Source organism: Pontibacillus sp. HN14 (genome assembly GCF_021129245.1).
Lineage (GTDB): Bacteria > Bacillota > Bacilli > Bacillales > BH030062 > Pontibacillus.
In genome coordinates this window covers 1,776,412-1,802,406 of the sequence record NZ_JAJOLR010000001.1, presented here as the reverse complement: position 1 = coordinate 1,802,406, position 25,995 = coordinate 1,776,412, and the positions used below count along the sequence as shown (strand labels likewise).

The 25,995-nt window shown below is 40.2% G+C and carries 26 protein-coding genes and 1 rRNA gene; 21 read left to right on the top strand and 6 right to left on the bottom strand.

All coding sequences use genetic code 11. The annotated features are described in order from the left end of the window. The first annotated feature begins 261 nt into the window (after nucleotides 1-261). Nucleotides 262-377, top strand: a 5S ribosomal RNA gene (gene rrf, locus LQ226_RS09290). A gap of 68 nt (nucleotides 378-445) precedes the next feature. On the opposite strand, the gene LQ226_RS09285 is transcribed toward rrf, so the two are convergent. Further along, nucleotides 446-907 carry a GNAT family N-acetyltransferase gene (locus LQ226_RS09285; protein ID WP_231417531.1) on the bottom strand — a complete coding sequence of 154 codons (462 nt, stop codon included), beginning with the start codon at nucleotides 905-907 and terminating at the stop codon, nucleotides 446-448. A gap of 347 nt (nucleotides 908-1,254) precedes the next feature. Between LQ226_RS09285 and LQ226_RS09280 the strand changes: the two genes are divergently transcribed. The 11 genes from LQ226_RS09280 (at nucleotide 1,255) to LQ226_RS09230 (ending at nucleotide 12,716) form a co-directional block, all read left to right on the top strand. Continuing rightward, a complete protein-coding gene (locus tag LQ226_RS09280; RefSeq protein ID WP_231417530.1) occupies nucleotides 1,255-1,869 on the top strand; it encodes a TerD family protein in 615 nt (204 codons plus the stop codon). A 30-nt stretch (nucleotides 1,870-1,899) separates the two neighbouring features. Next, on the top strand, nucleotides 1,900-2,481 hold the full coding sequence (locus LQ226_RS09275) for a TerD family protein (protein WP_231417529.1): 582 nt from the start codon (nucleotides 1,900-1,902) through the stop codon (nucleotides 2,479-2,481). 125 nt (nucleotides 2,482-2,606) lie between these two features. Further along, nucleotides 2,607-3,185, top strand: a complete 579-nt coding sequence (locus LQ226_RS09270) for a TerD family protein (RefSeq protein ID WP_231417528.1) — start codon at nucleotides 2,607-2,609, stop codon at nucleotides 3,183-3,185. 18 nt (nucleotides 3,186-3,203) lie between these two features. Beyond that, nucleotides 3,204-3,995 carry a TerC family protein gene (locus LQ226_RS09265; protein ID WP_231417527.1) on the top strand — a complete coding sequence of 264 codons (792 nt, stop codon included), beginning with the start codon at nucleotides 3,204-3,206 and terminating at the stop codon, nucleotides 3,993-3,995. A gap of 64 nt (nucleotides 3,996-4,059) precedes the next feature. After that, nucleotides 4,060-5,202: an HpcH/HpaI aldolase/citrate lyase family protein gene (locus tag LQ226_RS09260; protein ID WP_231417526.1), complete on the top strand. Its 1,143-nt coding sequence runs from the start codon at nucleotides 4,060-4,062 to the stop codon at nucleotides 5,200-5,202. After that, a complete protein-coding gene (locus LQ226_RS09255; protein ID WP_231417525.1) occupies nucleotides 5,138-6,508 on the top strand; it encodes a phosphoribosyltransferase family protein in 1,371 nt (456 codons plus the stop codon). Before LQ226_RS09260 ends, LQ226_RS09255 begins: the two co-directional genes overlap by 65 nt. 44 nt (nucleotides 6,509-6,552) lie before the next feature. Continuing rightward, on the top strand, nucleotides 6,553-7,626 hold the full coding sequence (locus LQ226_RS09250) for a cysteine protease StiP family protein (RefSeq protein WP_231417619.1): 1,074 nt from the start codon (nucleotides 6,553-6,555) through the stop codon (nucleotides 7,624-7,626). Between the two features lie 10 nt (nucleotides 7,627-7,636). After that, the gene (locus LQ226_RS09245; RefSeq protein ID WP_231417524.1) at nucleotides 7,637-8,644 is read left to right on the top strand and encodes a helix-turn-helix domain-containing protein; all 1,008 of its coding nucleotides are present in this window, start codon (nucleotides 7,637-7,639) and stop codon (nucleotides 8,642-8,644) included. Continuing rightward, the gene (locus tag LQ226_RS09240) at nucleotides 8,644-10,281 is read left to right on the top strand and encodes a YceG family protein (RefSeq protein WP_231417523.1); all 1,638 of its coding nucleotides are present in this window, start codon (nucleotides 8,644-8,646) and stop codon (nucleotides 10,279-10,281) included. Before LQ226_RS09245 ends, LQ226_RS09240 begins: the two co-directional genes overlap by 1 nt. A gap of 4 nt (nucleotides 10,282-10,285) precedes the next feature. Then, nucleotides 10,286-11,398 (top strand): toxic anion resistance protein, encoded by a 1,113-nt coding sequence (locus LQ226_RS09235; protein WP_231417522.1) that lies wholly within the window; start codon nucleotides 10,286-10,288, stop codon nucleotides 11,396-11,398. Between the two features lie 154 nt (nucleotides 11,399-11,552). Beyond that, nucleotides 11,553-12,716: an acyl-CoA dehydrogenase family protein gene (locus LQ226_RS09230; protein ID WP_231417521.1), complete on the top strand. Its 1,164-nt coding sequence runs from the start codon at nucleotides 11,553-11,555 to the stop codon at nucleotides 12,714-12,716. Between the two features lie 137 nt (nucleotides 12,717-12,853). Here the strand turns inward: LQ226_RS09230 and LQ226_RS09225 are convergent, their stop codons facing one another. Continuing rightward, nucleotides 12,854-14,110 (bottom strand): BaiN/RdsA family NAD(P)/FAD-dependent oxidoreductase, encoded by a 1,257-nt coding sequence (locus tag LQ226_RS09225; protein WP_231417520.1) that lies wholly within the window; start codon nucleotides 14,108-14,110, stop codon nucleotides 12,854-12,856. A gap of 83 nt (nucleotides 14,111-14,193) precedes the next feature. Here LQ226_RS09225 and LQ226_RS09220 point away from each other — a divergent pair, with 83 nt between their 5' ends. Together LQ226_RS09220 and LQ226_RS09215 are read left to right on the top strand one after the other, a co-directional pair. Next, nucleotides 14,194-15,873: a putative polysaccharide biosynthesis protein gene (locus LQ226_RS09220; RefSeq protein WP_354665914.1), complete on the top strand. Its 1,680-nt coding sequence runs from the start codon at nucleotides 14,194-14,196 to the stop codon at nucleotides 15,871-15,873. A 12-nt stretch (nucleotides 15,874-15,885) separates the two neighbouring features. Beyond that, a complete protein-coding gene (locus LQ226_RS09215) occupies nucleotides 15,886-16,614 on the top strand; it encodes a pseudouridine synthase (protein ID WP_231417519.1) in 729 nt (242 codons plus the stop codon). 68 nt (nucleotides 16,615-16,682) lie between these two features. Here the strand turns inward: LQ226_RS09215 and LQ226_RS09210 are convergent, their stop codons facing one another. Then, nucleotides 16,683-16,901 carry a DeoR family transcriptional regulator gene (locus LQ226_RS09210; protein ID WP_231417518.1) on the bottom strand — a complete coding sequence of 73 codons (219 nt, stop codon included), beginning with the start codon at nucleotides 16,899-16,901 and terminating at the stop codon, nucleotides 16,683-16,685. 197 nt (nucleotides 16,902-17,098) lie between these two features. Between LQ226_RS09210 and LQ226_RS09205 the strand changes: the two genes are divergently transcribed. From LQ226_RS09205 to LQ226_RS09185, 5 genes are read left to right on the top strand one after another with little or no spacing between them, the layout of a single operon-like run. Continuing rightward, on the top strand, nucleotides 17,099-18,091 hold the full coding sequence (locus LQ226_RS09205; protein ID WP_231417617.1) for a potassium channel family protein: 993 nt from the start codon (nucleotides 17,099-17,101) through the stop codon (nucleotides 18,089-18,091). Next, nucleotides 18,088-19,500: a dipeptidase PepV gene (pepV, locus tag LQ226_RS09200; RefSeq protein WP_231417517.1), complete on the top strand. Its 1,413-nt coding sequence runs from the start codon at nucleotides 18,088-18,090 to the stop codon at nucleotides 19,498-19,500. The genes LQ226_RS09205 and pepV overlap by 4 nt, the downstream gene beginning before the upstream one ends. Before the next feature lie 20 nt (nucleotides 19,501-19,520). Continuing rightward, a complete protein-coding gene (locus LQ226_RS09195) occupies nucleotides 19,521-20,708 on the top strand; it encodes an MFS transporter (RefSeq protein WP_231417516.1) in 1,188 nt (395 codons plus the stop codon). A 14-nt stretch (nucleotides 20,709-20,722) separates the two neighbouring features. Beyond that, a complete protein-coding gene (gene thpR / locus LQ226_RS09190) occupies nucleotides 20,723-21,280 on the top strand; it encodes an RNA 2',3'-cyclic phosphodiesterase (protein ID WP_231417515.1) in 558 nt (185 codons plus the stop codon). 8 nt (nucleotides 21,281-21,288) lie between these two features. Further along, nucleotides 21,289-22,134: a nuclease-related domain-containing protein gene (locus LQ226_RS09185; RefSeq protein ID WP_231417514.1), complete on the top strand. Its 846-nt coding sequence runs from the start codon at nucleotides 21,289-21,291 to the stop codon at nucleotides 22,132-22,134. Here the strand turns inward: LQ226_RS09185 and LQ226_RS09180 are convergent. Then, entirely contained in the window at nucleotides 22,121-23,149 is a 1,029-nt protein-coding gene (locus LQ226_RS09180; protein ID WP_231417616.1) for an EAL domain-containing protein, read from the bottom strand. The genes LQ226_RS09185 and LQ226_RS09180 overlap by 14 nt on opposite strands. A 78-nt stretch (nucleotides 23,150-23,227) precedes the next feature. Here LQ226_RS09180 and LQ226_RS09175 point away from each other — a divergent pair, with 78 nt between their 5' ends. Continuing rightward, nucleotides 23,228-24,163, top strand: coding sequence for a diacylglycerol/lipid kinase family protein (locus tag LQ226_RS09175; protein WP_231417513.1), 936 nt, complete (start codon nucleotides 23,228-23,230; stop codon nucleotides 24,161-24,163). A gap of 134 nt (nucleotides 24,164-24,297) precedes the next feature. Next, nucleotides 24,298-25,161, top strand: coding sequence for a phosphotransferase (locus LQ226_RS09170; protein ID WP_370635467.1), 864 nt, complete (start codon nucleotides 24,298-24,300; stop codon nucleotides 25,159-25,161). Here LQ226_RS09170 and LQ226_RS09165 read toward each other — a convergent pair. Continuing rightward, nucleotides 25,151-25,435, bottom strand: coding sequence for a YtzH-like family protein (locus LQ226_RS09165; protein ID WP_231417512.1), 285 nt, complete (start codon nucleotides 25,433-25,435; stop codon nucleotides 25,151-25,153). The genes LQ226_RS09170 and LQ226_RS09165 overlap by 11 nt on opposite strands. Before the next feature lie 191 nt (nucleotides 25,436-25,626). Beyond that, the gene (locus tag LQ226_RS09160) at nucleotides 25,627-25,797 is read right to left on the bottom strand and encodes a hypothetical protein (RefSeq protein ID WP_231417511.1); all 171 of its coding nucleotides are present in this window, start codon (nucleotides 25,795-25,797) and stop codon (nucleotides 25,627-25,629) included. Nucleotides 25,798-25,995 lie beyond the last annotated feature (198 nt).

Sequence of the window (25,995 nt, the reverse complement as noted above, 5' to 3'; positions counted from 1 at the left end):
AAGGTTGATAGGTCGGAGGTGGAAGCGTGGTGACACGTGCAGCTGACCGATACTAATAAATCGAGGACTTAACTAACAAAAGCGCAAGCGACCGCCTAGACCCGTACGGATAAGACAGATTTTCGAAAAAGGCTTTAGCCTTTGTAGAAAAGATGACTTATACGCTAGGGTCTGGGAGCTGGAGCTAGACGTAAAAACGTAAAAGGCACGATGTCATAATTCTTATCTAGTTTTGAAGGTACTCCTTCAACAAAACAATAGTATGGCGGTTTTGGCGAAGAGGTCACACCTGTTCCCATGCCGAACACAGAAGTTAAGCTCTTCAGCGCCGATGGTAGTCGGGGTTTCACCCCCGCAAGAGTAGGACGCCGCCATGCAACGTAACCTCAAAGGATATAATCCTTTGAGGTTTTTTGTATGTTTAGAAATCGTATAAAGTTTTTTATTAAAGGGTCTTTTTAAGCATGATCATATCAAAGGCACGAATCCCATCTTCTACGATTGGCTCTTCATAGGAAGAAAAAAAGTCTCTTTTGATGTGATCAAAACGAAACCCAGCTTTCTGATAAAAGGCTAAATTTCCAATACTAGAATTAGCTGTTCCTACAATCATATAGGAGTAGCCTGATTTTTTATAATGTTCGGAAAAACGCTTAATCACTTCTCGCCCCATCCCTTTCCTTCTCATGCTGTTAACTAGCGCCATGTTTTTTATTTCAACTATATCTCTAGCCGTAAAAGTAAAAAGGATAATACCTACAGTCTGATCATCTACCACAATCTCATAAAGCTCACCCTCTTGGATATAGTCTCGAATCATATTCTCGCTATCATCAGCTAATTTAAGAAATGGTAACATACGCTCTCGATCATTTGCTTTTGTGAACTGAACCTTATCATTATTCAACGTAATACCTCCTGATTTTTATTTTATCCAAGGCTTTACAAGTAAGGATAGGCATAGGAAGACTTTAGCATATAGTGAGCTTTGCTACTATGGTTTTTAAGATTTAGTGGATGATTAGTTGCTAATATCAGATCTACTAGCATTTAAATCGTCCTTTATAAAAATAATCGACAAATTTATTAAAAATATGAAACGCAGGAACGTGTTAAACCGTAATACATGATAGTAACGGAAAAAAGCCTTCAATAAGGGCGCTTATTTGACAAAATTATCAATAAACTGTATGGTCGAGATGTGGATCACGCAAGCGTGACATATGGTTGTATATTATTAAGGAGTGTGAGAATTTGGCTATTTCATTACAGAAAGGTCAACGTGTCGATTTAACAAAAAGCAATCCAGGACTTAAAAAGGTTATGGTAGGTTTAGGTTGGGACCCAGTGCAAAACTCTGGCAAAAAGGGCGGCCTGCTAGGCGCGCTGTTTGGTGGAGGCGGTGGCGGTCCTGAAATCGACTGTGACGCGTCCGTTATTATGCTTAAAGATGATAAATTTGTACATAAAGGTGACCTTGTGTACTTCGGAAATCTGAAAAGTTCAGATAAAAGCATTACTCACACTGGAGATAATCTAACTGGAGCAGGTGAAGGCGATGACGAGCAAGTGTTTGTTAACTTGGATCAAGTGTCACCTGAATATAATAAACTTGTATTTATCGTCAATATTTATGATGCGAAAAGACGTAATCAAGATTTTGGAATGATTCAAAATGCGTTTATTCGCATACAGAATGACCAAAATAATGAAGAGTTAATTCGCTTTAACTTAACAGATAACCATACTGGTAAGACAACACTTATTCCAGGGGAGCTATACCGTGATGGAACAGAGTGGAAGTTTGCCGCAGTAGGTGAAGCGACCTCAGATGTTTCTTTAAGTGAGATCGTTCAGAAATATTCATAAACTACTAATCTATAAAAGGAGAGATTAAACATGGCAGTAAGTTTGCAAAAAGGACAAAAAGTTGATTTAACAAAAGGGAATCCAGGGCTGAAAAAGATCACTGTAGGACTTGGATGGGACGTTAATAAATTTGATACAGGTAAAGATTTCGACTTAGACGCTTCTGTATTTCTATTAAATGATTCTGGTAAAGTCCGCTCCGATCAGGATTTTGTATTCTATAATAACAACACTGGTGCTGATGGAGCAGTTGAGCATACAGGTGATAACCTTACAGGTGCTGGTGAAGGCGATGATGAGCAGGTTCAAATTGACCTTAGTACTGTTCCTCAAGATGTACAGAAAATTGCGTTCACGATTACGATTCATGATGCTGAGTCACGTGGCCAAAACTTCGGACAAGTTTCTAATGCCTTTGTACGCGTTGTGAATTCTGATAATCAAGAAGAACTGATCCGCTACGATTTAGCAGAAGATTTCTCTATTGAAACAGCTGTTGTTGTTGGAGAATTATATCGCCACAATGGTGAGTGGAAGTTTAGTGCGATTGGCAGCGGTTATGAAGGTGGACTAGCTGCGCTAGCGACAGACTTTGGATTAACTGTAGCATAAGCACTAATTGATACGGGGCTACTCCTTCCGACGAGCAAGCATGAGCTTGTTTCAGATGGGGGAGGCCCCTTTTATATGAAAGAGCAGTGAATGATGAATCACAGAGAACGAAGGGAGACTTACCTATGTCTATTTCACTTTCAAAAGGACAACGCATTGATCTAACAAAAACAAATCCTGGTTTAACGAAAGCCGTTATTGGCCTGGGGTGGGATATTAACCAATATGATAGTGGAGCTAGTTTCGACTTAGATGCTTCAGCGTTCTTAACAGATGCTAATGGGAACGTTCAAAACGATGCTGAATTTGTATTTTACAACAACTTGCAAGATCCAAGTGGAGCTGTTGCCCATACAGGAGACAATCGAACAGGTGAAGGAGAAGGTGATGATGAGCAACTCACAATCGACTTCTCTAAAGTTCCTTCTTCAGTTGAAAAAGTAGCCATTACAGTCACAATTCATGATGCAGATGCACGGAGTCAAAACTTTGGCCAGGTCCATAATGCTTTTGTACGCGTCGCAAATGAAGAAGATGGTCAAGAGTTGATCCGTTATGATTTGGGTGAGGATTTCTCTATCGAAACAGCTGTTGTTGTTTGTGAGTTGTACCGTCATAATGGAGAATGGAAGTTTAGTGCTGTAGGAAGTGGCTTCTCCGGAGGTCTTGCTGCATTATGCCGAAATTATGGCTTAGAGGTTTAATCATCTAGGAGGAGAATTATGGAGATATTACAAGGCATATTAGACACATATGCTCAGTTTTTTAATTGGTCCATGTGGGCTGAGGTGTTAACCGATCCAGTCAGCTGGGGTTATATCGGGACGTTAATTGTTCTTGAAGGTTTGTTATCTGCTGATAACGCCTTGGTACTTGCTGTTATGGTTAAGCACTTGCCAAAGGAAAAGCAGAAGAAGGCTTTATTCTATGGTTTATTAGGGGCTTACGCATTTAGGTTTATTGCTATCGGTTTAGGTATGTTCTTAATTAAACTATGGTGGGTCAAGATCCTTGGTGCAGGTTACCTTGCATGGTTAAGTATTAAATTCTTTATTGATCATTATAAACACAAGCAATCTGATGAGGACGCTGAAGGAAACGGAATGAATAAGAACGGAATCCTCATTCGTACGTTCGGTTTATTCTGGGGTACCGTGATTGGCGTCGAAATCATGGACGTGGCTTTTTCAGTCGATAGTATCTTGGCAGCCTTTGCAGTTAGTGAACAGGTATGGGTACTACTTGTCGGAGGAATGCTAGGTGTCCTAATGATGCGTGGTATAGCAGGCGTTTTCTTAAAGCTGTTGGATAATGTACCAGAGTTAGAAGTAACGGCCCACGTCCTAATTGGATTTATTGCCGTTAAGATGGGTCTAAGTATTGTGCATGTTGAAATAGGACATTGGTGGTTCTTTGGCTTCATCGTTGGAGCATTTGCGATTACCTTTATCATTCACTATATGAGAAAAGATCAATCCTCTGCTCAGACAGCAGCAACGGAAGATCAACAATAAAAAGGGGGAGTTATTCCTCCTTTTTTTGTATCATTTATTATGATTTTTGAGAGGAACTTAAACTATGAAGCATTTTAATAGGTTAACCTCTTCTGATTGTGAAGAGCTTTTTTACATGCCTCCTCAACAGATTGGTTCTCATTCTCCTAAGAAAGAGATTGCGCGAGCATTAGGAGCTACGCTATATATTCCAGCCATTAAGGATCGGATTGGTTATAGGCTTATGCATCAATTACCTGGTTTATCCTCTGCGGTACTGTGCTTGGAAGATTCTATTCATGACGAAGAAGTACAGGAAGCAGAAGAACATATGATTCAAGAAGTACAATTACTCTTATCAGCAGAAATGGATCCGGAGCAGTTTCCTTTCTTGTTTATTCGTGTTCGGAATGTTGAACAAATGAAACGAATTGCTGATCGCTTACAAAGCGCTTTACATGTGATTACCGGTTTTGTGTTTCCTAAGTTCAATCGTCAAAATGGCAGAGAGTATTTAGAACAACTTCAGCAAATTGTAGAAGATACGGGAATCTCACTATTTGCAATGCCGATTATCGAAACAGAAGAATTCTTGTATAAAGACACACGGGTGCAGGAAATGAATGAGATTCGAAAGTTATTTGATGAATTTCGGCACCTTATATTAAACATCCGGATAGGCGGCACAGATCTAAGTGGACTTTATGGTATGAGAAGAAAGTTTGACAGTACGATCTATGATATCTCCTTGTTACATGATTTTATTGGAGATGTCGTTAATTTCTTTGGTAGAAATAGTGAGGAGTACATGATTTCAGGTCCCGTATGGGAGTTCTTCGAAAGAAAGTACGAGAATACTTATCTAGCATTAAAGGAAGGCTCTCCTTATGTGTATGGATTTATTCGCGAGATCGAAAAAGATCAACTTAACGGACTGTGCGGGAAGACTATTATTCACCCTTCTCATATCCAACTGGTTAACGCCATGCATGTCGTATCGAAAGAAGATTACGAAGACGCTCTTGAGATTGTACATAAAAATGAAGTAGGGCGAGGAAACGGTGCCTCGATTAGTCCATATGCCAACAAAATGAACGAAGCTAAACCACACCAGCGTTGGGCTATCGAAGTACTTATGAAATCAAAAGTTTATGGGGTGTTTCATGATGACAAATCATACGTTAACTTACTCGAAAAAGAAAGTGTTCCATTATCCTATCACAGATAGACTTCAAGTAACCGTTCATGAGGAATCAAATCCTTTTGGAATCGACTTGAATCAATTGTTTAATATGGCAGCTCGGATAAATAAGAATAGAAGCTTTCTCTTTGTGAGTAAAGTTTTAGGCAAGCATATTCCTGTAGAACCTCAAAGAGCGCTTGATACAGGAGCTTTACTTGCTGCTTTATACCAGGAACATCTGCTAGGGATAAAGCACCCATCTTATTCGGATTGGGTTCAGTCAGTCGCCCAACACCTTCCTACTCAGGCGACAACGGGCGCTTCTCAAACGGTTCTTCCCCAATCCCATCTATTTATAGGATTTGCCGAAACGGCTACGGCATTAGGTCATGCCGTATTTGAGAACTTTCAAAACGCCCATTATATACATTCGACCAGAGAAGTGTTAGAAAGTGTTCGTCCTACTTTTGAATTTCAGGAAGAGCATTCCCACGCAACTGATCAGATTTGTTATGGAAAGCGTGAATTGTTCGAGAATAACGATCCAATCGTGTTGGTAGATGATGAAATTACAACAGGAAAAACCGCTCTAAATATCATAGAGGCTTTACAAGAGGCCTACCCCCGAACAGAATATACGGTTCTTTCTATTTTAGATTGGCGTACAAAAAAACATAGGCAACAATTCAAAGAACTAGAGCAGCGTTTAGGAATTCGAGTGCGGGTTTTAAGCTTAGTCAGTGGGACGATCGAAGTAAATGGCGATCCAGACCTTACCCCTGTAAAAGAAGAAGTTCCCTCTATTCAACCAGAAGCGGATGTTAGAACGCTAAAAGTTAAGCCGATTTTTCCTTATCAGTCAACGGAATATACACAATCTATAACAACCTCAGGAGATGTGAAAGAGCGCTCATATTTAAGTTATTCTGGCCGCTTTGGTTTAAGTAGCGATGAACAATTCTTATTAGAAGGGGCCATTAAGAGATTGGGAACCTACTTATCTATGGTCCGTAAAGGGAAGTCTACATTGTGTCTTGGAACAGGGGAGTTTATGTATATTCCTATGAAAGCTGCTTCTCATATGGGAAATGATGTTTGTTATCAATCAACGACAAGAAGCCCAATTCATGCTATCACTCGGGAAGGATATGCGGTTCAGAATGCTTATCAGTACCCTAGTCCAGAAGATGCTAGTATCTCGCATTATGTGTATAACATTCCATATAAGCAATATGATGAGATTTTTGTGTTTTTAGAGCATGGATCTAGAGGAGAATGTTATGAACCCCTAATTGATGAATTGAAAAAGACAGGAGCATCTGTTATTTATCTTGTTGATTTCAGTTCATAGGAGGAAGGAAATTGTCACGAATCAATCACGAAATCATTGAAGAAATGGGAAGTTATGCACGTGAAGATGTCTTGTTTCTTCTGAAAAATTTAAACGGTCAAGTCGAAGAGGATGGATTAGAGGTTAGGGAGAAGGCTATTCAATCTGGGGTTCATTATTCTGAAATGCTCCCTATTGAGTATAGTCCAACAGCTACCTATATGAATTTATATGAAAAGGCGCTAGATTATTATAAAGAGAAAGTGGCTAAAGCAGCTGGTCTTGTTTCTGAACAGATCCTAAAACGAAGCGGAAAACAGCTCGTACTTGTTTCCTTGGCTCGAGCTGGCACTCCGATAGGCATCTTAATTAAACGATATTTGAAGCTGGCTTATGGGCTAGATGTTCCTCATTATAGTGTTTCTATTATTCGAGGTCGCGGAATTGACGAGAATGCACTTCATTATATTCGCCGTTGTCACCCGGATCATCTCATCCAATTCATAGATGGGTGGACTGGAAAGGGAGCTATTACGAAAGAGTTACAAGAGTCATGTAAACATCTGAACCTAGAAGGTCTGTCCCTTGATCCAACATTAGCCGTTCTAGCTGACCCAGGTCATTGTTCTGCATTATATGGTACTAGAGAAGATTTCCTTATTCCAAATGCATGTTTAAACTCTACGGTTTCTGGACTTGTAAGTAGAACAGTATTGAACAGGGAATATATCGGGGAAGATGACTTTCATGGTGCCAAGTATTATACACATTTAGCAGATGCGGATCGGTCAAACGAATATATAGATGTTATAACGAAAGAATTAGAGAAGGTCATGCCTTGCGTCAAGCGTGAGGCACAAAGTTTTAAAGTGTTGGATGAAGAACCGTCCTGGCAAGGTTTGCAGGAAGTAAAAAATATTCAGCGCGAACAAGGTATTGAACAGATCCATCATATTAAACCTGGGGTAGGAGAAACAACGAGAGTGTTACTCCGGAGAGTACCGTGGAAGGTGCTTGTAAAGGACCGGAATGACCCGGCACTAAGTCATATTTTTCAACTTGCCAGAGAGAACGATGTGCCAATTGAAGAATATGATGGGATGTCTTATGCCTGCTGTGGCTTAATTAAGAAAGTATGAGGGGATCAAGATGTTATTTGCAAGTGATTTAGATCGTACGATTATCTTTTCTAAACGTTTTATACAACCTGTAAAGGAAGATCGGAGCTATAGAGCAATTGAAGAAGTGAACGGAAAAGAACAATCATTTATGACAGAAACAGCCATACACCTTCTGAACAAAGTCCGTTCTTCTGTGATGTTTGTTCCAGTAACAACTAGAACAAAAGCACAATATGAACGAATCGAATTATTCCAAAGCAATCAAACACCTCCCTATGCGGTAGTTAGTAACGGAGCTGTCATTCTCATAAATGGTAAAGTAGACGAGGAGTGGCATGAACACATCGTAAATAGATGTAATCAGGAGTGTGTTAGCAGGGAGGAGATTCGTGCTAAACTAAAAGAAAGCTTTTCAAAAGAATGGTTAATAGAAGAACGTGATGCGGATGGTTGGTTCTTCTATTATATAGTGGATCCTGAAAAGACGAATGAGGAGGCTATTCATAACTTTCAGGAGTGGTGTGACGTGAAGGGGTGGGAAGCGACCTTGCATGGGAGAAAGTTTTATTTAATCCCAAAGCCTATTAACAAAGGGGATGCGGTCACCTTTATTAAAGATAGAGAAAATCAGGCGTTCTCCATTTCTGCAGGGGATTCCTTATTAGATGTTCCCATGCTTTCGTCCACTACCATAGCCTTTACAGCAAAAGGAAGTGAGCTTGATTCTGATCATTCACCAGTAACTTCGCTTCGAGTAACCGATAAGGAGGGGATCCTTTCCCCGGAAAGTTTGCTTTTAGAGGTTTTATTACTTAGTTCGTCGAATTTAGATCAACCTGAAATTCTTAGTTCAAAGACAGCGTGTATGTTATGGGGAATTGATTCCTCTACGTTGCGTAAACGAAAAGATGATTTTCCTGCAGGAACCATTCGGAAATTTGGTTCTTCCTATGCTGTAACGGTAAGTGGTATGAAAGCTGTCTTTGGTTCACCTTTACCATCCGCATCTCCAATTGAAAGGGGGGTTACCCTGTAATGCAATTTCAAGCGGTTTGCTCCACACTAGTAGAAGGTGTGAAGGAGTATAAATGGAAAGAAGTATTGAAACAACGAAACGAAGAGCGCTCTGGATATGGCGTTGAAGAGAAAACGCTATACGTGCCCCAATATATAGCGCACGTACTTGGAATGGCTGAGGATGAGGATGAATATTACAATGAAATCTATGACCTAGCTCATGATGATGAATATGTTTCTCTATATCCTTTAAACAGTGAGCTCAATAAACAAATTGATTCTGAAACATTGAAATCATTACAAGAGTTAATAAAAATGCACCAGCAAGACCCATTAACGCCAAATCGTTTTGTTGCTTTTCTTGATGGAAAGAAAATTCTACCCAGATTGACCAATGGGGTTTATAACAAACACCTCCGTAAAATTCTTATGGACGTATTATCTCTTTACGGGGAAAAACATGCTGGAAATTTAAAGGACCCTGACTTCCAGCGTGTCATTGTTGACCTTATTAAATGGACGAACAATCACGTTCATCCTTGGATGGAAGCACAAGAAGGAGAGGGGAACTTCCCTAAAGTGCTCTGGTACGGGGACGCCACAAAAAGTCAAACCTACTTTCTGTACTACATGTATAGACTCGGCTTTGATTTAGTGATTTATCATCCGAATAAATTGAATATATTTGAACGCTTTGATCTGGATGTCTCAAGGTCGATCGTCGTTGAGAATGCCTACTCGGCAGAACCAAAGCCTTTCCCAACCGAGAGAAAGAAACGGAGTTCGACGGTTGCTTACAAGGCATCTAAACAAATTGAGAGGGCTATTAATCATGATAACTCTCAAATTTATAAGCCATGGCAATTTAGAGATTATATTCCTGCGTCTGTGACCATGAAGACAACGTATGATGAGATCTTCATACTCTCTAAAGAGAAAGCTTTCGTGAGGCCTGATTTTTATATAGAGAATCAGACCGTTTATATTCCTTCCATCTTTGCGAAAGTAGTCGGTGTAACCGAGAATCGCAACGAGTATTGGTCAAGAGTACAACAATTATTAGAGGAAGAGAACGCACATCTTGTAAAACAATTCCCATTTACAGAAGAGATAAAAGGGAACTACCTGTATCACTACAGACATTCATTAGACGGAAGAGGACAGTTAGATGCTTCTAAAATGATGGGCGGGAATTTCTGGCAGTACAAGCACTTGCCGGATGGTTTACAAAGAGGAATTGCCGAAGCGATTATTCGATTGTGTGAACAGAATAAATTGTACCCTGAAAGCGGAGAAAGCTCTGAAGATGTGGCGCTCTATCTATTTAAACAAAGTACACAAATGCCTGATGTATTTATGCGTCTTCTTCAAAAATTTGACTACTCGCAAGATGTGCCAAAAGTTATTCTCTATAACAACGAATATAACGGTGGCTTAACACGAAGCGATGCTGTTTTGCTTCTTTTGTTGCATGAACTTGGCGTAGATCTAGTTCTGTACAGTCCTACAGGAAACAAGGATTTAGAACAGTTCATTGAGAAAGAGGTATTTGACCTTCATATGCTTGATGATATGGTCTTTGATTTAGAGTTTAAACAAAGTTTTGGGATTAAAGATAAATTGAAATCTAGATTATTAAAATTACTAGGAGAGTGATTGTATGGCACAAGGAACACAAACTGAACAAGACCTGCAGCCAGTAGAAGAGAAGCTGACAGAAGATAAGGCAAATGAAATTAAACAAGAACTGTCGAATGATCCTCAAGTTCTTCAATTAAAGGAATCCATTGATGAGCGTCAGCAAACCGAATTGTTAGCTTTTGGTAAAGAACCTGCGGATGAAATCTCAAAGTTCTCTGATCAAATTTTAGGTACGATGAAGAACTCAAGTATGGAAGACTCTTCCCAAATGCTAAAGCAACTTGGTAAAGTAATGGACAAGTTCGACAAGAAAGATTTTGAAGAGTCAAAAGGTGGATTTATTGGGAAGTTCTTCAATCGAAGTAAGAAAATGATTGAAAAGATTTTTGATAAATATCAAACGCTTGGCGGGGAAATTGAAAAGATCAATATTGAAATCTCAAAGTATCGTGATGAAATGGTCGACAACACTCATACACTTGAAGACATGTATGAGAAGAACTATGAGTTTTATCTTGAACTAGACAAATATATTGTTGCCGGTCAATTGAAGGCAGAAGAACTGAAGAATGAAGTGATGCCGAAGCTTGAACAACAAGCGGCTGAAGGGAACCAGCGAGCTTCAATGGAACTTGAAACGGTCCGAAACGGCGTCGAGCTTCTGGATCAAAGAGTTTATGACTTACAGATGGCTCAAATGGTAGCTTTCCAACAGGCGCCTCAGATTCGTCTGTTGCAACGAGGCAACACAAAGCTAGTCAATAAAATTAATTCAGCGTTCGTTACAACGATCCCAATCTTCAAGACGAGTGTAATTCAAGCTGTGGCAGCTAAGAGACAGAAACTAGTGGCAGACGGGATGAGTGAACTAGACCGTCGAACGAATGAGATGTTGCAGCGTAATGCTCAAAACGTTGCTCAGCAAAGTACAGAGATTGCTAAGCTTGCGGGTGCACCGAGTATTAAGATTGAAACGATTGAAGAATCCTTTAACACGATTCTAAAAGGAATGGAAGACACGAAAGCGATAGAAGATGAGAATAAACAGCTTCGTGATCAAGGCCGTCAGCGTATTCAGGAATTACAAGATACGTATAAGCAGAAGAACAATCAACTTAATTCTCCTTCCTAAGTTTCGCCTTCTATTACTGGGGAATAGTATAATGATCTAAGAAAGATCGTCTCATACCGGGACGATCTTTCTTTATGGGATGAAGAGCGTAATGTTTTCATAATTCTGATTGGTTTAGTATGATTTAACTAGATCACATCTTGGAGGGATCCTAGTGTTTAAAATCTATGAACCGTTTATAAAAAATGATCGACATCAATATATATATCAAAAAGCTACAGAGGTTGCGGATCTCGCTAAATCACGGAGAAAAAAAGCGGACGAAGAAGCCGACTTTCAAAAAGAGACGTTACATGATTTAAAAGAGCATAATTATGTGACTTTGACTCTCTCAAAAGAGTTTGGAGGAGAGGAAGTGTCTTTATATGAGCTGCTTTTAGCTCAAGAGCGTTTAGCTATAGGAGACGGCGCTACGGCTCTTTCTATAGGGTGGCATTTAGGGGTTATGATGGAATTGAATGATGAACCTCTGTGGGATGAGGACGTTTATAAGAAGTTTGCGCAGGAAGTAGCTGATCAAAAGAAAGTTGTAAACCGAGCAGCCTCTGAGCCTGCTACAGGAAGCCCTACAAGAGGAGGGGTCCCTGAAACTACTGCCGTCTCTATAAAAGATGGCTACTCCATTACAGGCCGGAAGACGTTCACTTCTATGGCCAGTCTATTAGATTACTATATCGTTTCGGCTTATATAGAAGACAAAGATGCCGTAGGGTGGTTTTTAATTGACTCTTCTAAAGAAGGGATCGATATAGATTATACGTGGGACACAGTAGGCATGAGGGGTACGGGAAGTCATGATCTGGTGCTTCAGGATGTGAATGTAAAGGCAGAAGATTTAGTTGAACTGCAAGGGGATAAAAAAGGAGGTCCTAAGGGGTGGCTTCTACACATTCCTGCTGTATATTTAGGGATTGCCATTGCAGCTAGGAATGACGCAATTGAATTTGCGAAAGGTTTTCAGCCGAACAGCCTGGATCGTCCAATCTCAGAAGTTTCTCATATACAGGATAAAATTGGAGAAATGGAGATGAAATTACTTCATGCCAGGAGTTTCATGTATTCAGTTGCTGAACAATGGGATCAGTATCCTGAAAGAAGAGAAGTGTTAGCGCCTTCCCTTGGAGCGGTTAAAACGGTCGCAACGAATGCTGCAAATGAAGTAGTCGATTTAGCGATGCGTATTGCAGGAGGGAGAGGTTTATCAAAGAGTTATCCTTTTGAGCAATACTACAGAGATGTTCGAGCAGGGTTGCATAACCCGCCTATGGATGACATGGTCATTCAAAACATGGCCCAAGCTGCTATCAAAGAATTGTAAAATCACGAACATCTCCAAATACTTTACAAGAACGGCTAAGCTTGAATAATATGTTAGTAGAAACAATCACACGAAACTGTAAAACGAAAAGAGGGTGTCTCGCTCGTTGCGGGACACCCTCTTCCTTTATGATGATATCACTGATAAGAATCATAGGCGGCGTATGTGCCGGCAATTCGACCTGTTACGAGCGCGGAAGTAATGTTATATCCACCTGTATAGCCATGGATATCTAAAATTTCACCACTAAAATAAAGGCGTTCTGTTTTCTTCGACGCCATGGTATTTGGCACCACTTCTTTGACCGAAACGCCTCCTCCAGTCACAAAGGCTTTCTCAATCGACTGTGAATCCTGTACGTGGAATGTAAATTGTTTAAGATTCTTCACGAATCCCTCAAGCTTCTCATTCGACGTATTCGTAGCCCGGTCTTCTAGGCCGATTTCATTTTGGGTTAATAAGAGCTCCAAGTACCGTTCAGGGACCCACCCTTTAAAGATATTCTTCACACTTTTCTTTGGATTCTCATCCATTAGCGCTCGTGCTTCTTCAAATAAGACGTGCTCCTTCTTATCAGGAAAGCAATCAATTAGCATAGGAACAGGGCGGTGGCCTTTTTTAAATTCTTTCACCACATACTGAGAACAACGTAAAACAGCTGGGCCGCTAATCCCAAAGTGGGTAAACAGCATGTCCATTTTGTGTGTTACAATGGTTTTTCCTTTTTGGTTTAAGACAGAGAGCGCTACATCACGTAAAGCTAACCCTTGTAGTTCCTTGCTTTGAATGAATGGTTCCTGGCTTAGGAGTGGCACCTCTGTTGGATAAAGGTCCGTAATCGTGTGCCCGGCTTTCTCTGCCCATGCGTAGCCATCTCCTGTTGAGCCTGTATGTGGAACAGATTTTCCGCCCACCGCAATGACAAGTGCTTTTGTCTCGATCTCTTCTTTAGAAGCTAAGTGGATGGTATGGTGACTTTCCCCGTAATCCACGGTTTCTACGGGAGTATTCTTCATAATTGTTATGTTCAGTTCATCCATACGGGATAGGAGCGCATTTACCACATCTTTTGCTTTATTACTGGCTGGGAACATGCGACCGTGGTCTTCTTCTTTTAATTCTACTCCTAGATTCTCGAAGAACTCGATGATATCGTAGTTATTAAATGTTGAAAAGGCGCTGTAAAGGAATCGTCCATTCCCTGGAATGTGTTTAATCACTTCATCCTGTGGTAAACGATTGGTTACGTTACAACGTCCTCCGCCAGAGATAGCGAGTTTTTTTCCGAGCTTTTTCCCTTTATCAATTAGAAGGGTATTGGCTCCATTTTCAGCAGCGGCAATGGCTGCCATTAAACCAGAGGGGCCACCCCCTAGTACGGTTACATCATACATTTAGGTTCGTCCTTTCTATAGCAATCTGATTTTGTAATCAGAATGAAATCGATGTTCACTCTATCTATGATAAAATAGATCCGTTGCAAACTACAATAAATGCAGGTGAAATTATGTCAGGATCGACGTTATTACGAGGAACAATGTTGCTCACGGCAGCAACTTTCTTATCGAAACTTCTTGGAATGATCTATGTTATTCCATTTGAGGCCCTAGTAGGAAATACTGGTGGTACACTTTTAGGTTTTGCTTATATTCCTTATACCATCTTTATAAGTGTTTCTACTGTGGGAGTCCCGCTAGCTGTCTCAAAATTTGTTTCAAAATATAATGCACTTGGTGATTATTATACAGGTCGCAGAGTATTTAAAATAGGTATGGGATTAATGGCAGTTACCGGAATCCTTGCTTTTCTTATTATGTACTTTAGCGCAGGCTTTTTAGCAGACTTATCGATTTCCGATAATCCTAATGGAATTACAAAAGAAGATGTTACGGAAGTTATACAAATGATTAGCTTTGCGTTGCTTATTATACCTGGTATGAGTATTGTTCGTGGCTTCTTCCAAGGGTATGAGTACATGGAACCGACCGCGGTTTCACAAGTAATCGAACAAATTGTACGTATTGCTTTTCTTCTTATTTCTGTTTACATTGTGATGGAAATGGGGTCTGGTGATATTCCAACAGCAGTAAACTTTGCTTCATTTGCTGCCTTTATTGGGGCGATTGCTTCTGCTGTTGTACTTTGGTACTTCTGGCGAAAGCAAAAGCCAATGCTTGATGGTCGTATGGAGCAACAGATTGAACAGACAGATATCTCCATTCAAAAACTGCTAAAAGAACTTTTAACCTATGCTGGACCATTCGTTCTAGTAGGGATTGCAACGCCACTCTATCAGCAAGTGGATAGCTTGACCTTTAACAGGGCTATGGCAGCTGCAGGTAATGGAGATATTGCTGAACAGTTATTCGGGGTTGTTAATTTATATAGTCATAAATTAGTCATCATTCCGGTTACATTAGCAACAGGTCTCTCTCTTGCGTTATTGCCAACAATTACAAAATCCTTTACGGAAGGGAAAGAGCAACAGTTAAAGCATCAGTTGAATCAGGCCTTGCAGATTATTGTTGTTCTTATTCTTCCCGCCGTAGTGGGAATTGCCACCCTATCTCATGAAGCATACGGAACATTTTTCGGTGTGACGTTAAGCGAAGGTGGAACAATAGGGATTAGTGAACAAGGAAACCTCCTTCGTTGGTATGCTCCTGTTGCATTGTTCTATGCCTTATTTACGGTCACATCTTCTATTCTGCAAGGATTAAACAAACAGCGATTTGCAGTGATCAGCCTTGGAGCAGGTTTTTTGTTGAAAGTGATCTTAAATGTTCCCTTTATTACTTGGTTCGGAGCAAAGGGAATTATCTTAACCACAGGAATTGCTGTGTTGACAGCTGTGGTATTAAATTTATGGAAGATCCATTCAGCTGCAGATTTCTCCTATAAACAAATTTATAAGAGAACCTTGTTTGTACTCATACTAACCATCTTGATGACAATCATTGTACTTGTCGTGAAATGGTTGTTAAGTTTAACAGGGTTACATTACGAAAATGGCCGCTTTGCAGCCCTTGGTGTATTACTAATTAGTGCGGGCATTGGTGGGACATTCTATCTATGGGTGGCCTATCAAACGACGTTATTGGAAAGAGTGTTAGGGAACCGTGTGAAGGTTCTTGATCGCTTCTTGAAACGGAAGTAAGGAGGAAATAATGTGAGAATTGATAAATTGTTAGCGAATATGGGGTACGGAACGCGTAAAGAGGTGAAAAAAATCCTTAAATCAGGTGTGGTGCGAGTAGACGCCCAACCTGTTAAGGATGCTAAAACGCACGTAGACCCGGAGAAGCAAGAAGTAACAGTATACGGGGAAACTGTGGAGTACAAGGAGTTCATTTACTTAATGATGAACAAGCCTCAAGGTTTGATTTCCGCTACAGAAGATCAAAATGACATGACGGTAGTTGATATATTACAGCCAGAGGATGCTGTGTTTGAGCCATTCCCAGTTGGCCGCTTAGATAAGGATACAGAAGGTTTTCTCCTACTCACAAATGATGGAAAACTCACGCATCAGCTTCTGTCGCCCAAGAAAGAAGTTGGGAAGCGATACTATGCGCTAATTGATGGTGTCGTTACTGAGGAGGATGTGAAGGCCTTCGAACGTGGTGTAACACTTGATGATGGCTATAAGACAAAGCCAGGAGACTTAACCATTTTGCAATCAGGTGAGGAATCTGAGATTGAACTTGTCATTACAGAGGGGAAATTTCACCAGGTGAAGCGCATGTTTGAGAGTGTCGAGAAGAAGGTAACTTACCTTAAACGTTTAAGTATGGCTGGCCTTGAATTAGATGAAGATTTAGAGCCAGGTGAATATAGAGAATTAAATGATGAAGAAATAGAATTTCTATATCAACAAACTGGTCAAAAGAGTGAATAAGATATAAAAGAGACCCGGATTTAATTCATCCGGGTCTTCCTTTAGGACATTATGTTTCAAAGTCTTCATTATGATATTTTGACTCTTTTTCTTGTAATAGTCCACTTTCCTCGATTCGGACTTTCAACCAATCCATTGTATTGCAAAACGTGCAGGTCGCGTTGGACCGTTCTGTGCGTAATACCAAACTCCTCTGATAAGTCTGTTGTTGATACCGTCCCGTGCTCTCTAATAAATAAATAGACAGCCTTTACTCTACTTAGCATACGGGTAGTTGAACGATTCAAAAAACCACTCCTTAAGAGATTGTTTTAGATGTGGTGCCTGTGAATCTTGGAAGTTGACTTAATTTTACTATATTTCGTTGTATAATAGCTAGTGAATCAACTTAAATTTACAGAACCTTCACTTTATTAGGCAAAGTGTAAATGGGATGTAAAAAAGGGAGGTTTCCATGATTTTATTAAGAAGGATTATATTGAAAATGATTAAGATTAATAACCAGCTATTATTTCTCAGTAGTATTGCACTTGTTCTCATCTCATCCCTTCTAATCAGGTGGGTCGAACCTGAAACGTTTCCTACGTTGTTCGATGGGTTTTGGTGGGTCATGACTACGGTTACTACAGTAGGATATGGTGACTTATCACCTGCCACTGTAGGAGGAAGACTCATTGCAATCTTTTTATATCTAGTTGGTATTGGTCTAATTGGTGTAGTCATTGGGAAAGTAGTAGATGGCTTAACAATGTACAGAAAGATGAGGGAGGATGGAACCATCGTGTTTAAGGAAAAAGGGCATTACATTATTATAGGCTGGTCTCAAAAAGCTGCTTTTGCGGTTAAGGAAATTTTGGCAACGAAGCCTGACACGGAGATTGTGATCATTGATACAATGGAAAAAGCTCCTTTATTAGCGGAGAATATTCATTATGTTCGTGGAGATGCGGCTGCTCCGAGCACTCTTCATCAAGCAAACATTATGGAAGCGAAAGCTGTTCTGATATTTGCTGATGATGAAATACATAATTCACAGCTTAAAGATGGGAAGACTTTACTGATCTCATCCACGATTGAGTCGTTGAATTCAGAAGTTCACACCGTAGTGGAAGTTATGGAAGAGCATCATATCCGCAATTTCGAACATGTGAATGTGAACGAATTTATATTCTCTCACGAAACCATATCATCTCTTGCAGTGCGTTCTGCGTTTATTAAAGGGATATCAGGCGTATTTAGTCAGTTACTAAATCGTGATCAAGGAGATGACCTATACCATATTCCTACTAAATCTAGTTGGAATACGTACCGAGATGCTTTCCAAGAATTATTGAACTATGGAGCTACATTAATTGCAGACCGTCAAAACCTTAGCATTAATCGTATGCTTGATGAACAAATCCCTAACGAAGCAGAACTCTATATCATCTGTGATAAAGAGACGTATCAAGACATTTTAAAGGAGGTTACACAATGAACATTCAATTTCATAAAGACCAACTTCAGACCCTTCAACCCTATTTCCTTGAACATCTGCAAGAATTACTGAGATTCCCTAGTATGTATGATCCAAGTACGATTCAAGCAGGGGCACCATTTGGAACATCTATACAAGATGCATTACAGTATATGCTTCAACTAGGCGAATCAGAAGGTTTTGTCACAAAAGATGTAGATGGATATGCCGCCCATATTGAATGGGGGGAAGGTGAGGAGTTAATTGGTGTGCTTGGACATCTTGATGTGGTTCCTCCAGGCGAAGGTTGGTCCCATGATCCATTTGACCCTTATGTGTCGAATGGTAAGTTGTTCGCTCGGGGTACACAAGACGATAAAGGGCCTGTGATGGCAGCCTTTTTAGCAATGAAATGGCTAAAGGATATGGGTGTAAAGCCAAAGAGACGGGTTCGGCTTATTTTGGGGACAGATGAAGAGCGAGGTTGGGCGTGTATGGAGCATTACTTCAAACAAGAAGAAATGCCATTTATAGGTTTCTCACCTGACGCTGCCTTCCCGGTTATTCATGCCGAAAAAGGGTTGCTGGATATGGAAGTGACCAAAAAGATTGAAGTAGAAGAGGGAAATTCGCTTACTCTTACGAGGTTTGATGGTGGAGAACGATTGAATATGGTTCCTTATAAAGCAACAGCACGCGTCGAGGGGAGTTCAGACGAAGAGATTGAAAGTCTGTTTGATGAATTCCTTTTACAAACAGATTATAAAGGTTCCCTTATTGAAGAAGATGGGGAATATGTCATAACCGTTACTGGGAAATCAGCTCATGCAATGGAACCCCGTAATGGAATTAACGCGATTGTCGGTATGGCTAAGTTTTTAGAGACGTTACCATTCTCTCCATCTGTAAGAGAACTCATGAAGTGGATTGGGGATAAGTTTGAGGATGGTCGAGGAACAGCTTTCTCTATCGAATGTGCTGATGTGATTTCAGGCCCATTGACGATGAACCTCGGAACCCTATCTTACCAGGGTGGCGTATGCATTATGGGCTTAAACACCCGTTATCCTGTAGCGGTCCCTTTTGAAGAATGGTTTAATGCTTTCACTGGTTCTTTACAGGAAAGTGACGCATCAGTCGAAATTCAAGAGCATTTAGAGCCCATTTATTTACCTAAAGACCACCCGTTTGTCCAAAAGCTTCTTTCGATTTATGAAAAGCATACAGGTGATACGACAGAACCGATGGCGATCGGTGGAGCTACTTACGCAAGAGCTTTAACGCAGGGTGTTGCTTATGGCGCGATGTTTGCCCACAGTCCTGATACGGCTCATAATGCAGATGAACATGTGATGGTAGAGGACTTACTTCAAGCGGCTCTTATTTATGCAGAAGCCTTGTATGAACTTGCCGTTAGTGATGAAGATTAGAGAAAGGGCTTGAAACAACTATGAACATTACTTCACCAAATCGAACCTATCGATTTTTTCAATTATTTTATGTGCTCGCCTTTTTCGGGTTTGGATCCCTGTTTCCATTGCTTTCTGTATACTTGGAAAAAGAGCAAGGGTTGGATCATACCCAAATTGGCCTTATTGTAGCTACCATCCCAATTGTCACGATTTTTATCCAGCCGATTTGGGGAATGATTAGTGATATCAGCAGACGACCAAGATTACTTCTGTTTATAGCGGTACTTATGGCAAGCGCTATGTCGCTCTTGTATACACAAATGGATACGTTTTTAACTTTATTCTTGGGGATTATAGCTGTTGCAATCTTTCAATCAGCTGTCGTTCCTTTATCTGATAGCTTGTCTCTTCACTTCGTGCAACAGTTCAATAAAGAATATGGCAATATACGCTTGTGGGGAGCGGTTGGTTTCGCGATTGCTGTTTTTATAGTTGGCCGGATTACAGATGTAACTCAAGATTTAACCTGGGTATTTTACGCGTTTAGTTTTGGACTGGTTTTATCGGCTATTGCTCTTACGGCCTTTCCAAAAAGGGGTCAACATGTTGGTGTGAGCTTCCGTGAGGGCTTTAGAACATTGGTGAAACAAAAAACGTTCCTTTTGTTTTTGTTGTCGAATTTCTTAATATTTGGTCCGGTGCTTGCTAACAACTATTACTTTGGCACGTTTATTCTCACTGTAGGAGGCACTTTATCTGGAGTGGGAATTGCTTTTCTCTTAGCAGCCGGTAGTGAAGCCCCGTTTATGAATATCTCTCAAAAGGTTATTAATAAGATGGGAGTTATTCCGGTTATGATGCTTTGTGCTTCGGTGTCGGGTGCGAGGTGGTTGTTTTACTTCTTTGAACCTTCAGCCATGCTTGTCTACAGTACTACGATTGTACAAGGTATTTCCGTAGGCCTTTATATACCAGCTGCGTTATTATTCGTGCGTCAAACTGCGCCGAAAGATGTTCAAGCAACAGCCGTTGGACTATACTCTGCAGTTGGTAATGGGGTCGGGAACGCGTTCTTTACGTTTACTGGTGGGGTATTGCTAGACCGCTTTGACGTGTATGGGATGTATGGCTTCTTTGCTCTGATGACACTTCTTGGATTACTCATCATTATACTGGTACGTTCTGAAGTTAGCCAAACTTCTTACGCCGCTCAGGCAGAAACATAAGGAGATGATCGATCGTGGCTGAGACCCATTATTTTATAGGGATTTCTTTATCAGTCCCTGCTCAACAGACATTAGCTCAACTACAAAATAATTTGTCGCAAGATGTCTCATATAAGCAGTGGACAAACCCGAAAGACCTTCATATTACATTGACTTTTTTAGGTGGAGTAAAGCCAGGGAAAGTAGAAGAAATACAACAAAGAATGAGGAAAGTCGCTAGATCTCATTCTCCATTCCCCATCCTATTAAAAGGAATCGGAACCTTTGGGAAAGAGAATCAACCTAGAGTGTTATGGGTTGGGGCTGAAAAAACAAACTCTCTTACAGCCCTACATCGAGAAGTGCAGGATCAGTGTGCGGAAGCGGGTTTTAAAAAGGACAATCGTTCCTACACCCCGCATATTACCTTAGCTAAGAAATGGAATAATCCTCAAAAATTTCTCTCATCTATTCCAGAAGCAATGATTGGTGAGGAAGAGTTTGTTCATTCCTTTTCTTTGTTTCGTATTCACCCGGATCAGCAACCAAAGTATGAAAGAGTTGAACACTTTAAATTAGGAGAGGAGGCATAACTTTTATTATGGCACAGTTAGTAAAATTACAAGATTATGTATCGAGGTATACAGCAGATCCTTATCGATATCCAGGTCAATTCATTCGCCTAAAACAAGGGAACTGGAAAAAACTGAAATCCTTATGGAACCGTCGCTTTGAATTAGAAGAAAGCGAATACAATGAGGCACTAAGTTCTTTTATTTATAAAGGGGCCGCTCCGAAAAATGAGCAAGAATTAAAGCAGTACTTCCTTGATGGATTACTTCCCTTTCAACTGAAGTGGGCTTCTCGTACGTTAACAGAGATGTCTTTCCTAGATAAGACATATGAATATGATGAAACACTTCGATACTTATTACAAAGGTTTCCCGATACCTTCCTGCTTCTTTATGATCCGATCTTTCAAATTAAGAAAGCACCAATGGAAGCCGATTCTATTATTGTTCATCCCCAGGGAATTTATTGTGTGAAGCATCTTCAAGAGTCAGAAGATGTCACCTATATTCCTGGGGATGAACGTTCATGGTATAAAGAGGAGAAAAACGTACGTACTCGCTTTTTAAGCCCATTGATTTCATTGAAACGTACAGCGAGAATCATTCAAAGTATCCTGAAAGCTCATGGAATCGAGTATCCTGTCAAACAGCTGGTTCTGTCTTCAACGAATAGGATCGAATATAATCTAGAACCCTATCAGACCGAATATGTTGGTCTTGAAGAATATGAAGAATGGTTTGAACGAATGAGAGGGTTCAAGTCTCCTTTAAAATATCAGCAGATGAAAGTAATGGCTTCTCTCCTCAAACACACTCAAGTCACATCAGTTAAGCGGACAGAATGGGGCCGAGAAGAATCCTTTATGGAAGAATAAAAGATTCTATAGGCTGTGGAGAAGGCTTTCCAATGAAGTACCCTTGCCCGAGGTGAATACCAGATTCTCTTAACCATTGATATTCTTCTGTGGTTTCTATGCCTTCTGCTAACAGCGTTATGTTCAATTCAGATGCTGTTTGTTGCACGGATTCAAGAAATGATTGCTTGGATTGGTCTTTCTGGCAATCTTGAATATAGTCACGGTCAATCTTTACGAAATCGGGTTTTAATAAACTAAGTACTTCTAACGTACTATAGCCACTCCCAACGTCATCCAAGGCAACGTGCATGCCTGATGCTTTGTAAGTTGAAAATATATTATGTAAGTGATCGATGCTGTGTATTTTTTCTGTTTCGACGACTTCAAATATGAGATCACTAGGATCAACATTATATTTCTTTACAATGTTGAAGGTATGACTTAGGCAATGTTCTGGAACATAGATGGTTGAAGGTAGAAAATTGATGAAACATTTTTGCCCATATGGAATAAGTTCAGCTTTTGCTTTTACAGCTTCTTCGCGAGCTTTCTGGTCGAGCATGGAATGAAGACCAGCACGTTTGGCAAACGAAAATAATTCACCGGGAGAAACACTTCCATCCCTTGAGCGTAAAAGGGCTTCGTACCCATATACTTCACCTGTATCCATGTGTACGATGGGTTGAAGATAAGAGGTGAAGTGGCCTTCTTCTATGATCGTAACGAGTTCAGGATGTGATAAACGCTCATACAAATGTTCGATTTGCAAAGGGACCGATTGATCTTGCTTAGTGTCACTGAAATGAACCCATTCCTGGTGCATATTGTGTTCTAATAAAATTTGTAGGTTGTGTAGTAACTCATGATGGGAATGAAATTGATACATAAGGAAACTTTCTCCTTGCTGGCTTATGGGCAGTTGGATTGATTGTTCCCAGTTTTGATACTTGTTTGTCGTCCGTACGGTCATGTACCCACTTGAAGGCAAGGATACTGAAGTGCCGCACCATTGACAGTCGATAGACAATATCATCACTCCTTTTTATACTAGTATAATAGAAATAGGACTATTTTCAGAAGTAATAAGGTTTGGAAAAGGGGATTTTTTTATATGTATATCGTCATTCTTAATCCAGCTGCAGGAAATGGCAGGGCCAAACGCTTACATGAACAAATTTGTACAATCCCTCTTTATAAGGAGAAGGATTGCAGAACATTTACTACAGAGTACGCAGGGCATGGAGAATCTCTCACTCGCCAATTGGTAGAAATATACAAGCATAAGATTGAATGTGTAATTGTAATTGGAGGGGATGGTACAGTTCATGAAGTATTGAATGGATTGAAGAAATTTCCTGATATCCCTTTAGCTTTTATTCCAGGGGGATCTGGTAATGATTTCGGTAAGGCGACACTTCATAAGAATCGACCTGATTCAATCTTTCAGTCAATCTTAAATGCTCCGCATTATTCTCCCTATCGTGCAGGAATGTACAGAATGAATCGGCGCAATCAGAAAGATGCAAGGTTATTTGCAAACAGCATTGGGTTTGGTTTCGACGGTGAGATTGTTCAAGCAGCAAACAAATCTGCTATGAAGAAATGGCTTAATCACTATCATGCAGGCTTTCTCATATACTGTCTGGCGCTTTTAAGGACGTTGCGAACATATAAACCAAAAACGATTGAGGTAACGGTAGATGGGGACACACATATCTATCAAAACATATGGATGGTGACAATCGGCGTTCATGGTTATTACGGGGGCGGTATGAAAATCTTGCCGGGAGCTTCGGAAGACTCTGAGCGTTTGTCGCTTCTCATACTTCAAAACATACCAAAGTGGAAAGTCCTTTTGATGTTTGCGACCGTATTCTGGGGTGGACATACTCGTCTTAAAGAAGTAGAAATTCTAACGGGTTATCATGTGGAGGTAAAAAGCAATGAAGCCTTGGCCTATCATGTGGATGGTGAGGGTGGATATTGCAAATCAAGTCATATTTATAAAGAAAAAATACCGAGGGCGGTATTTAAAGGAAAGAAATAACGGAATAAGACTTGAATTCAACAGTTAAAATGCGTTAATCTATTGTTGTCGTGTCTTTAAAAAATCACCCTAAGTGATAGCTTCTGAATAAGAGGACACGAGTTGATCCAGTACGATATTCATAACTATTATACATGCTTACGATCATAAAGAAAACAAACCTGTACAGATTTGAGGAATTGAAGGTGAATTGGTTGGAACAAATACTCGGTAATGATTGGACAATTACCCCAGCAGGCGGCTCTACAGGAGAAGCTTACTATGCACACCACGAAGGAAAGCGCCTATTTCTTAAACGAAATTCCTCACCTTTTTTAGCTGTGCTGTCAGCAGAAGGGATCGTCCCTAAGCTTGTGTGGACGAAACGAATGGAAAATGGTGATGTTATTACTGCTCAGCAGTGGTTAGAAGGTAGAGAGCTAAAGCCTGAAGAAATTAAGCATCCTCGAGTAGCCCAGCTGTTAAGTAAAATTCACCATTCATCTGAATTGTTAGATCTGCTCATGCGATTAGGGAAACAACCTTTAGATCCTATCGATTATTTAAATGACTTAAAGAAACAAGAACAATGTTCAAGTTTCATTAATACTCAAATAGAGATTCATCAAGCATTACGCTATCTTGAACAACAGCTTCCCCACGTTCAAAACCAGAAGAAAGTCGTTTGTCATAGTGATATGAATCATAATAACTGGCTTTTGACAGATGCAGATCAACTGTATTTAATTGACTGGGACAATGCGATGGTTGCTGATCCTGCAATGGATTTAGGTATGATCTTACATTGGTATATCCCAGAAGAGGAATGGGATGTTTGGCTGGACACTTACGGAATTGAATTAGATGAGCCATTGTTGGTACGGATGCATTGGTACATTGTAGCTCAAACGGTTTCCTTCATCCAATGGCATAAAAATCGCCGTGAAGAATCAGAAGCCGCTCGTTGGCTTGAAGACCTTAAGCGGCTCATGGTGAAATTGGGGATTATTAATATTTAACATTTCCAATAGATGAAACCCATTCTTCTAACTGCGATTGGTTGGATGTGATATGGGTTGTTAAGTCCCCTGAATCTTCCCCGGCTTTACCGTAATCATAAATAGCCGGTAAGGAACGCAGGACATGTTCGTCCTGTAATTCTTTCTTCGAAAGAATGGAACGGACTAGCCGTTGGATTTGCTGACATTCAGAAACGCTTCCGCAGCAGTCTTCTGAATGTTCACTAAGCAAGTCATAAAGAATGTTAACTTGATCTTTCACTGTTAATGGCATACATCTATCCCCTTTCTATCTATAGTTTCTACGGTTTTAAAGGGAATATGTACACCATTATTACAAATTAAATACTCACCCTCCTTTATTAGGGTAAAAAAAGAACTTTGGGATAGGATACATCCCAAAGTTCTTTTTTGTGGTTTTATAAGGCGCTGGCTGTAATGTTTGTTGTTTAAGAAGGGTTTGATTTATGCGTTTGATGCATTCGGTGCATATTTAAGTTGGTTCGCTTTAACTTCTGAATTTGTCTTTTCATGAAGCTTTTCAAATGGGTATACAAAAGCCGCGTAACCTACAAAGGATATGCCTAACATTAAAAGAACCAATGCTTCTGTAAATTTAGATAAGAGAGTTAACATGAAATCACTCCAGTTTCCGTATTTGAACACTTTCTATATCTTAAAATAGAAAGCGCTTCCAACCCAACAGCATTTTTCCCTTTTTTAGGAGGAAATTTAATCGTATATCAAGATCTCGCTTCTTTAAGGTGACAGTGGGGGAAAAAAGCGCTTGTTTCCTTTAAGATAGAAGGTTTAGCTTCGTATCGACAAAAACTT

Excerpts from the sequence above, each read along its gene's own strand:
- LQ226_RS09225 (WP_231417520.1), bottom strand. The coding sequence starts at position 14,110 with ATGTATGATGTAACCGTACTAGGGGGTGGCCCCTCTGGTTTAATGGCA.
- LQ226_RS09165 (WP_231417512.1), bottom strand. The coding sequence starts at position 25,435 with ATGCCATTAACAGTGAAAGATCAAGTTAACATTCTTTATGACTTGCTT.
- LQ226_RS09260 (WP_231417526.1), top strand. The coding sequence starts at position 4,060 with ATGAAGCATTTTAATAGGTTAACCTCTTCTGATTGTGAAGAGCTTTTT.
- LQ226_RS09195 (WP_231417516.1), top strand. The coding sequence starts at position 19,521 with ATGAACATTACTTCACCAAATCGAACCTATCGATTTTTTCAATTATTT.
- LQ226_RS09170 (WP_370635467.1), top strand. The coding sequence starts at position 24,298 with ATGCTTACGATCATAAAGAAAACAAACCTGTACAGATTTGAGGAATTG.
- LQ226_RS09265 (WP_231417527.1), top strand. The coding sequence starts at position 3,204 with ATGGAGATATTACAAGGCATATTAGACACATATGCTCAGTTTTTTAAT.
- LQ226_RS09185 (WP_231417514.1), top strand. The coding sequence starts at position 21,289 with ATGGCACAGTTAGTAAAATTACAAGATTATGTATCGAGGTATACAGCA.
- pepV (WP_231417517.1), top strand. The coding sequence starts at position 18,088 with ATGAACATTCAATTTCATAAAGACCAACTTCAGACCCTTCAACCCTAT.
- LQ226_RS09240 (WP_231417523.1), top strand. The coding sequence starts at position 8,644 with ATGCAATTTCAAGCGGTTTGCTCCACACTAGTAGAAGGTGTGAAGGAG.
- LQ226_RS09175 (WP_231417513.1), top strand. The coding sequence starts at position 23,228 with ATGTATATCGTCATTCTTAATCCAGCTGCAGGAAATGGCAGGGCCAAA.
- LQ226_RS09275 (WP_231417529.1), top strand. The coding sequence starts at position 1,900 with ATGGCAGTAAGTTTGCAAAAAGGACAAAAAGTTGATTTAACAAAAGGG.
- LQ226_RS09235 (WP_231417522.1), top strand. The coding sequence starts at position 10,286 with ATGGCACAAGGAACACAAACTGAACAAGACCTGCAGCCAGTAGAAGAG.
- LQ226_RS09245 (WP_231417524.1), top strand. The coding sequence starts at position 7,637 with ATGTTATTTGCAAGTGATTTAGATCGTACGATTATCTTTTCTAAACGT.
- LQ226_RS09180 (WP_231417616.1), bottom strand. The coding sequence starts at position 23,149 with ATGATATTGTCTATCGACTGTCAATGGTGCGGCACTTCAGTATCCTTG.
- LQ226_RS09270 (WP_231417528.1), top strand. The coding sequence starts at position 2,607 with ATGTCTATTTCACTTTCAAAAGGACAACGCATTGATCTAACAAAAACA.
- LQ226_RS09255 (WP_231417525.1), top strand. The coding sequence starts at position 5,138 with ATGATGACAAATCATACGTTAACTTACTCGAAAAAGAAAGTGTTCCAT.
- LQ226_RS09205 (WP_231417617.1), top strand. The coding sequence starts at position 17,099 with ATGATTAAGATTAATAACCAGCTATTATTTCTCAGTAGTATTGCACTT.
- LQ226_RS09160 (WP_231417511.1), bottom strand. The coding sequence starts at position 25,797 with ATGTTAACTCTCTTATCTAAATTTACAGAAGCATTGGTTCTTTTAATG.
- LQ226_RS09250 (WP_231417619.1), top strand. The coding sequence starts at position 6,553 with ATGGGAAGTTATGCACGTGAAGATGTCTTGTTTCTTCTGAAAAATTTA.